General features: G+C 63.0%; 7 protein-coding genes. 3 read left to right on the forward strand and 4 right to left on the reverse strand.

Features of this window, described 5'->3' with window-relative positions; translation table 11 throughout:
- Window positions 1-66: 66 nt before the first annotated feature.
- Window positions 67-960, forward strand: coding sequence for a bestrophin family protein (locus tag FS777_RS12845; protein WP_058637447.1), 894 nt, complete (start codon window positions 67-69; stop codon window positions 958-960).
- 33 nt (window positions 961-993) lie between these two features.
- On the opposite strand, the gene phnE is transcribed toward FS777_RS12845, so the two are convergent.
- From phnE to FS777_RS12865, 4 genes are read right to left on the reverse strand one after another with little or no spacing between them, the layout of a single operon-like run.
- Window positions 994-1,761, reverse strand: coding sequence for a phosphonate ABC transporter, permease protein PhnE (gene phnE / locus FS777_RS12850; RefSeq protein WP_145255821.1), 768 nt, complete (start codon window positions 1,759-1,761; stop codon window positions 994-996).
- The gene (locus tag FS777_RS12855; RefSeq protein WP_078479082.1) at window positions 1,758-2,585 is read right to left on the reverse strand and encodes an ABC transporter permease; all 828 of its coding nucleotides are present in this window, start codon (window positions 2,583-2,585) and stop codon (window positions 1,758-1,760) included. Before FS777_RS12855 ends, phnE begins: the two co-directional genes overlap by 4 nt.
- Window positions 2,579-3,385, reverse strand: coding sequence for a phosphonate ABC transporter ATP-binding protein (locus FS777_RS12860; RefSeq protein WP_078479450.1), 807 nt, complete (start codon window positions 3,383-3,385; stop codon window positions 2,579-2,581). The genes FS777_RS12855 and FS777_RS12860 overlap by 7 nt, the downstream gene beginning before the upstream one ends.
- Window positions 3,386-3,393: 8 nt before the next feature.
- Window positions 3,394-4,248 carry a putative selenate ABC transporter substrate-binding protein gene (locus FS777_RS12865; RefSeq protein ID WP_058604349.1) on the reverse strand — a complete coding sequence of 285 codons (855 nt, stop codon included), beginning with the start codon at window positions 4,246-4,248 and terminating at the stop codon, window positions 3,394-3,396.
- 195 nt (window positions 4,249-4,443) lie between these two features.
- Here FS777_RS12865 and selD point away from each other — a divergent pair, with 195 nt between their 5' ends.
- Both selD and mnmH read left to right on the forward strand, forming a co-directional pair.
- Window positions 4,444-5,478, forward strand: a complete 1,035-nt coding sequence (selD, locus tag FS777_RS12870) for a selenide, water dikinase SelD (protein WP_058604348.1) — start codon at window positions 4,444-4,446, stop codon at window positions 5,476-5,478.
- Window positions 5,478-6,581, forward strand: a complete 1,104-nt coding sequence (gene mnmH / locus FS777_RS12875; RefSeq protein ID WP_145255825.1) for a tRNA 2-selenouridine(34) synthase MnmH — start codon at window positions 5,478-5,480, stop codon at window positions 6,579-6,581. The genes selD and mnmH overlap by 1 nt, the downstream gene beginning before the upstream one ends.
- Window positions 6,582-6,870: the final 289 nt, after the last annotated feature.

Genomic DNA, 6,870 nt, shown 5'->3' on the forward strand with positions numbered 1-6,870 from the left:
TCATCCAGAACCTTCGGCGCGACCCGACGTCCCATCCAAGGTCCTGAACCGTTTAAGGTGCGCCATTTGAAAGACGTCATCCTCCGCAAATACCGCTTGGTCGTGAAAACCTTCGGCTACATCGGTTGGTCACTGTTCTGGCTGCTGATCTGGGACGTATTGGTCACCATTGATTTCATGCTGTTTCTCAACAGCAAGTTCACCCTGCCCTTGATCCCGCTTTCATTGATGGGTTCGGCGCTGGTCGTGCTGGTGAGCTTTCGCAACAGCAGCGCCTATAACCGCTGGTGGGAAGCACGTACCTTGTGGGGTGCCCTGGTCAACAGTTCCCGCAGCTTTGCCCGCCAGACGCTGACCCTGATCGATGACCCCGACGAGGGGCTCAATCCGGTCAAGGCGACCCTGCTGCGTCGGCACATCGCCTACATCAACTGCCTGGCAGCGCACCTGAAAGGGGAGAAATGCCCGCAGGAGCTGGTGGCGTTTATCCCTGAGGCAGAATTCGAGCGGCACCACGGCTCCAACAATTTTGCCAATGACATCTTGAGTGGTTCGGCCGCGTTACTGGCCAGGGAATATCAGGAGGGCCGGCTGGACAGCATCCGCTTGGCTCGCCTTGAGTCCACGCTGGTGGACTTGTCCAATGCACAAGGGGGCATGGAGCGAATCGCCAATACGCCACTGCCCTACCCTTATGTTTATTTCCCCCGGTTGTTCATCACGCTGTTCTGCTTGATCGTACCGGTCGGCCTGGTGGAGTCGCTGGAGTGGTTCACGCCCCTGGCCTCCACGGTTGTAGGCTTCATGCTGCTGGCGATCGAGCGCATCGGTACCGACTTGCAGAGCCCATTCCGCTTCAGCGAACACCAGATCCAGATGGATACCATCTGCGAGACGATCGAGCGCAACCTGGAATCGATGCAGCGCGGGGCGCAATCGGCCGAGGCCGTGAGCGCTTGAGAACAGGCAGCGGCCGCAGGGCCGCTGGCCTGATCAGGCCCTTACGAAACGCTGGCGCAGTACATCACTGAGCGCATCGACCAGGAACACCAGCACCAGCATCCCGATGATCACCGTACTGGCCTGGGCTTCCTGAAACAGACTCAAGGTGGTGTAGAGCATCTGCCCCAAGCCTCCAGCACCCACAAAGCCCAGCACACTGGCCATGCGTATATTGTTTTCCCAACGGTACAAGCTGTAGGCCAGCAACTGCGGCCACAGGTTAGGCAAGGTGCCGTAGCAGAAGGCTGCTACCTGCCCCGTGCCTTGCAGGCGAATGGCTGCGGCAGGTTCAGGCGAGGCGTTTTCCAGCGCCTCGGCAAACAGACGCCCCAGTACGCCGGCGGTGTGCAGCGCCAACGCCAGGGTGCCAGCGTTTGGCCCAAGTCCAGCTGCCAGCACGGTCAGCGCGGCCCACACCAGCTCCGGAATGGCGCGCAGCGCATTGAGCAGCAACCGGGCCAGCCCCTGCAACGGCCAGCCAAACCGGCCCGCCGCCGGCATCGCCAGCAACAGGCCCATGACGACGGCCAGCAACGTGCCGATACCGGACATGGCCAGGGTTTCCAATGCGCCATGCGCCACCGCACGCAGATGCTCGCTGGACAGGTCCGGGGTCAGGAACCGTCCGGCATACTCACCCATTTGGGCCAGCCCACCATTGCCGATCAACGCCCCGAAATCCAACCCCAAATAGGCGAACGAACCGACGATGGCTGCCAGCAGCGCGGCCAACAGGGCCAGGTTGATCAGCCGATTCATGCCAGCCTCCCGCGCAATAGGCGGCTGAGCCCATCGGCAAGCATCACCAGGGCCAGGAACGTCAACAACATGCTGGCTACCTCGGCGCCAGCGAACATGCGCATGGACAGGTCGATCTGCTGACCCAGCCCGCCGGCCCCCACGAACCCCATCACCACCGATGCCCGTACTGCACATTCCCACCGGTATACTGTGTAGGACACCGCTTCGCTGACGGCATTGGGCAAGATGCCGTAGAAAAAGGCGGCCAGCCGTCCACTGCCCGCCTGCAACAAGGCGTGGGCGGGCCGCTGGTCCACCGATTCGAAGATTTCCGCATACACCTTGCCCAGCATGCCGCTGTAGGTAATGGCGATTGCCAGCACCCCGGCCGTGGGCCCGAGGCCTACAGCGCGCACGAACAACAGTGCCCAGACGATCTCAGGCACGCTGCGCAGGAAGATCAGCACGCCCCGTACGGGCAGCCGCACCAGGCGCGACCAGGCACCCGGGCGCCCGCCACGCGAGGCAGCGTTCAGGGACAAGGCGCGGCTGGCCAGCAACCCTGCCGGCACGGCCAGCAGCCAGGCTAGCGCCATGCCGGCGGTGGCCACAGCCAAGGTCTGCAGGGTGGCCTCAAGTAATAGCTCGAGAAAGTCGCGCTCATGTGCAGGTGGCCAGAATGCCCCCGTGAAACTCGCCATCTGCTCGCGGTTTTCGGCCTGTAAAAGCACGGCCGGGTTCAACTCGCTCAACTGGATACCCGGCCACAGGACCGCGATGGCCAGCAACCCGATCAGTATTCTTGGCGCCATTGCCGGATCACGTTGACTGGCGTTCAGCATCTGGGCAACTGCACGTGGGGGCTCGCATTAAGGCCGTGCTTGGCCACCAGCTGCTCGTTGGCGTACAGCGCTTGCAGCAGCTCATCGGTCACAGCCTCGGCTGGGCAATCAAACAGCACCTGCCCTTCGCGTATGCCGATCACCCGGGGAAAGTGGGCCAGAGCCAATTCGACCGCATGCAGGCTGGCTACCAGCGCCACGCCAGTGGCCTGGGCATGCCGGTTGAGCAGCGCCAGGCTGTGATCGGCCAATACCGGGTCCATCGCCGACACCGGCTCGTCGGCGAGCATGATACGAGGCTGCTGATACAGCACCCGCGCAATACCCACCCGCTGAAGCTGGCCGCCTGACAGTTGACCGCACTGCACGAACAGCTTGTCTGCTAGCCCCAGTTCGGCCAAGACCTGGCGCGCACCAGGCACATCGCAGGGATACAACAGGTTGAGCAGGCTGCGACCAAGCCCCCACTGGCCCAGACGGCCCGCCAGCACGGCAGTGACCACCCGCTGGCGCGGCGGCAGTGGCGGCGCCTGGTGAACCAGACCTACCTGGGCCCGCAGGCGCTGCCGGGCCCCTGCCGACAACGCCCATGGTTGCTGCCCGAGCACCTCCAGACGGCCGCTGCTCGGCCTGGTCGCCGTGGCCATCAGGTGCAGCAAGCTGGACTTGCCCGCCCCCGATGGGCCGATGATGGCGACGCGCTCAGCCTGCGCGATGCGCAAGGTCACGCCCTCCAGGGCGCGCACCGCGCCATGCCGCAAGCTTGCGCCTTGCAGCGCGATGACTGCTTCAGAAGGCACGGCAGACGTCACTTGAGCAAGCCAGCCTCGCGGGCGGCTTGCTCGGTGCCCGCGTAGTTTTCCGGCTTGGTTTCGATGAAGCGGCTGGCTGCCTGCAGGTCGAGAATGGCTTTCTGCTCTGGATCGGCGGGGTCAAGGTTCAGGAAGGCCTGTTTGATCTTCTCCTTGAGGGCCGGGTCCATGTTGCCACGCACCGTCCAGTTGTAGTCGAAATAGGTCGGGGTCGTGGCGAACACGCGCACCTTGGCGGTATCGACCTTGCCGGCGTCCACCAGTTTCTGCCAAACGCTGGCGTTGAGCACACCGGCATCGACCTTGCCAGCCTGTACCCAGGCCACGGTGGCGTCGTGGGCACCGGAATAGGCTACGCGGCTGAAGTACCCTTCAGGTTTGATGTTGTCCTGCTTGAGCATGAAATAGCGTGGCATCAAGCTACCGGACGTGGAAGAAATGGACCCGAAGGCGAAGGACTTGCCCTTGAGGTCCGCCAGGCTTTTTACTGCAGGGTTGGCAGTGATGAACTTGGAGGTGAATTGGGCGTCCTGCTCGCGTTGCACCAGCGGCGTGGCAGTCGGATCCTTCAGGTGCACCTGCACGAACGTGAACCCGCCCAGCCACGCCAGGTCCAGCCGGTCGGAGGCCAGCGACTCGACCACGGCCGGGTAGTCAGCCACCGGCACGAACTTCACCTGCATGCCCAACTGCTTGGACAAGTATTCGCCCAAGGGTTTGAACTTGCGTTGCAGTTCGGTGGGCGCTTCGTCGGGAATGGCGCTGACACGCAGTGTCTCTGCGGCCTGGACGGCCAGGGCACAGCAGGACAGCACGAGGCTGGCGGCGAGCGCCAAGGGACGTTTGAGCATGGGTTTCTCCGGTTCAATAGCGGGGAATGGGGTGAGTTCGAGGCTGCGCGCAATAACAGGCAGTGCAGGTGGGCTGCCTTGCCGACGTGCAGTTTGCAGCTCGATGCGAGTCATTGACCCGACGATTATAAGAGCCGCAGTCCCAATGACCAGCTTTGCTACAATCGCGCGATAAATTGACCTGCCGAGGTACACATGAGCGAGCCGATTCGCCTGACCCAGTACAGCCACGGTGCCGGCTGTGGCTGCAAGATATCCCCCAAGGTGCTGGACGTCATCCTGGCCGAAAGCGGTGCCCAGGCCCTGGATCCGAAGCTCTGGGTCGGCAATGCGTCGCGCGACGATGCCGCCGTGTATGCCCTGGACGAGGAGCGCGGTGTGGTGTCGACCACCGACTTCTTCATGCCCATCGTCGATGACCCCTACGATTTCGGCCGCATCGCGGCAACCAACGCCATCAGCGATATCTACGCCATGGGCGGTGATCCCCTGATGGCCATTGCCATCCTGGGCTGGCCCGTCAACGTCCTGGCACCAGAGGTTGCCCGTGAGGTGATCCGCGGTGGCCGGGCGGTATGCGCCGAAGCCGGTATCCCGCTTGCCGGTGGTCATTCCATCGATGCACCCGAGCCGATTTTCGGCCTGGCGGTGACTGGCGTTGTCAGCAAGCGTCATCTCAAGCGTAACGACACCGCCACGGCGGGCTGCCGCCTGTATCTGACCAAGCCCCTGGGCATCGGCATCCTCACCACCGCCGAGAAGAAAGCCGTGCTGCGCGAGCAGGATCGAGGCGTGGCGCGCGACTGGATGTGTACCCTGAACACACCAGGCAGCCGCTTTGGCAAGCTCGACGGGGTCAAGGCCATGACGGACGTCACCGGGTTCGGCCTGCTAGGCCATCTGGTTGAGCTTGCAGAAGGCAGCGGCCTGACCGCACACCTGGACTACGCCAAGGTGCCCCGCCTGCCGAGTGTCGAGCACTACCTCGCCGCCGGCTGCATTCCAGGGGGGACGCTGCGCAACTTCGAGAGCTACGGGCACAAGCTAGGCGCGCTCAGTGACGATCAGAAGCACTTGCTGTGCGACCCGCAGACCAGCGGCGGGCTGCTGGTGGCCGTAACCCCGGAAGGTGAGGACGCATTTCTCGCGGCAGCTGCTGACCTGGGCTTGCAGCTGTCGCCTATCGGCTACCTGGCGGAGCGACAGCGCCACGCAGTCGAGGTCGTCTGATGCGGCCCGACTGCACTGATTTCCGCCAGTTGTTCCTCGACGACGTGCCGATGATGGACATGCGTGCGCCCGTCGAGTTTGCCAAGGGCGCCTTTCCCAGCGTGGTCAATCTGCCCCTGATGAACGATGTGGAACGGCAGAAGGTTGGCACCTGTTACAAGCAGCAGGGGCAGGCTGCCGCCATCGCCCTGGGTCATCAACTGGTGGGCGGCGCCACCAAGCAGGCTCGTCTGGAGGCGTGGGTGGCATTCACTCAGGCTCATCCGGACGGCTATCTGTATTGCTTTCGTGGCGGCCTGCGCTCGCAGATCGTCCAAGGGTGGTTGCGCGATGAAGCCGGTATTCGCTACCCGCGTATCACCGGGGGCTACAAAGCGATGCGCAACTACCTGCTCGAGACCACGGAGCAGGCCGTAAGCGAGTGCGATTTCGTGTTGGTTGGCGGCTTGACCGGTACTGGCAAGACCGATGTGCTGCAACAGCTGGGCAACGTACTGGACCTTGAAGGCCATGCCAATCATCGCGGGTCGAGCTTTGGCAAACGCGCCACCGGGCAACCGGCTCAGATCGACTTCGAGAACCAGCTGGCCATCGATGTGCTTAAAAAGCGCGCGCAAGGCATTGGCCAGTTCGTGCTGGAGGATGAAGGCCGCATCGTTGGCAGTTGCACGGTGCCTTTGTCTTTGTATCAGGGCATGCAGCACTACCCGCTGGTGTGGCTGGAGGACAGTTTCGATGGCCGGGTCGAGCGCATCCTGCGTGACTATGTCATCGACCTCAGTGCCGAATTCATCGCCCTGCATGGCGAGCAAGCCGGGCAGCAATTGTTCGCGCAGCGCATGTTGCAGAGCATGGCCAACATCCGCAAGCGCCTGGGCGGTGAGCGACATCAGCGGCTCACGGCGCTGCTTGAGCAGGCCTTGGGAGAGCAATTGCGTAGTGGCTGCGTGGACCTGCACCGAGGCTGGATCGAGGGGTTGCTCAACGAGTACTACGACCCGATGTATGCCTATCAGCGTGAGACGAAGGCCGAGCGGATCGAGTTTGTTGGGGATGCTGTGCAGGTGCGGGAGTATCTGGAGCAACGCGCGCGGCGGGGATAGGGTCTGAGCCGGGACTGCCAGGCATCCCGATTAGGTTAGCAACTATCAGCTCTCGACCTTACTCGCCTCTGGCCTTTGATCTTGATCTTGCTTTGGCTTTGGCTTTGGCTTTGGCTTTGGCTTTTGATCTTCGCGACTTCAGGAGGCCGAACGCAGGGCTTGCGGAGGGAGGTGACAGGCATGGATGCCTGTCAAGCGCTGGGCCCCAGGAAGGGGCCTACAGCGCGGTCCTCCCGGGAGCAAGACCGGAGTGAGGGAACCCCGAAGCGCAGCGTAGGGGCCGTATGAA

This window comes from Pseudomonas sp. DE0157, from assembly GCF_007678615.1.
Classification (GTDB): Bacteria; Pseudomonadota; Gammaproteobacteria; order Pseudomonadales; family Pseudomonadaceae; genus Aquipseudomonas; species Aquipseudomonas parafulva_B.

What these genes read in the sequence shown, in the direction of transcription:
- phnE (WP_145255821.1), bottom strand. Translation starts at nt 1,761, where the DNA reads ATGAATCGGCTGATCAACCTGGCCCTGTTGGCCGCGCTGCTGGCAGCC.
- FS777_RS12855 (WP_078479082.1), bottom strand. Translation starts at nt 2,585, where the DNA reads ATGCTGAACGCCAGTCAACGTGATCCGGCAATGGCGCCAAGAATACTG.
- FS777_RS12865 (WP_058604349.1), bottom strand. Translation starts at nt 4,248, where the DNA reads ATGCTCAAACGTCCCTTGGCGCTCGCCGCCAGCCTCGTGCTGTCCTGC.
- selD (WP_058604348.1), top strand. Translation starts at nt 4,444, where the DNA reads ATGAGCGAGCCGATTCGCCTGACCCAGTACAGCCACGGTGCCGGCTGT.
- mnmH (WP_145255825.1), top strand. Translation starts at nt 5,478, where the DNA reads ATGCGGCCCGACTGCACTGATTTCCGCCAGTTGTTCCTCGACGACGTG.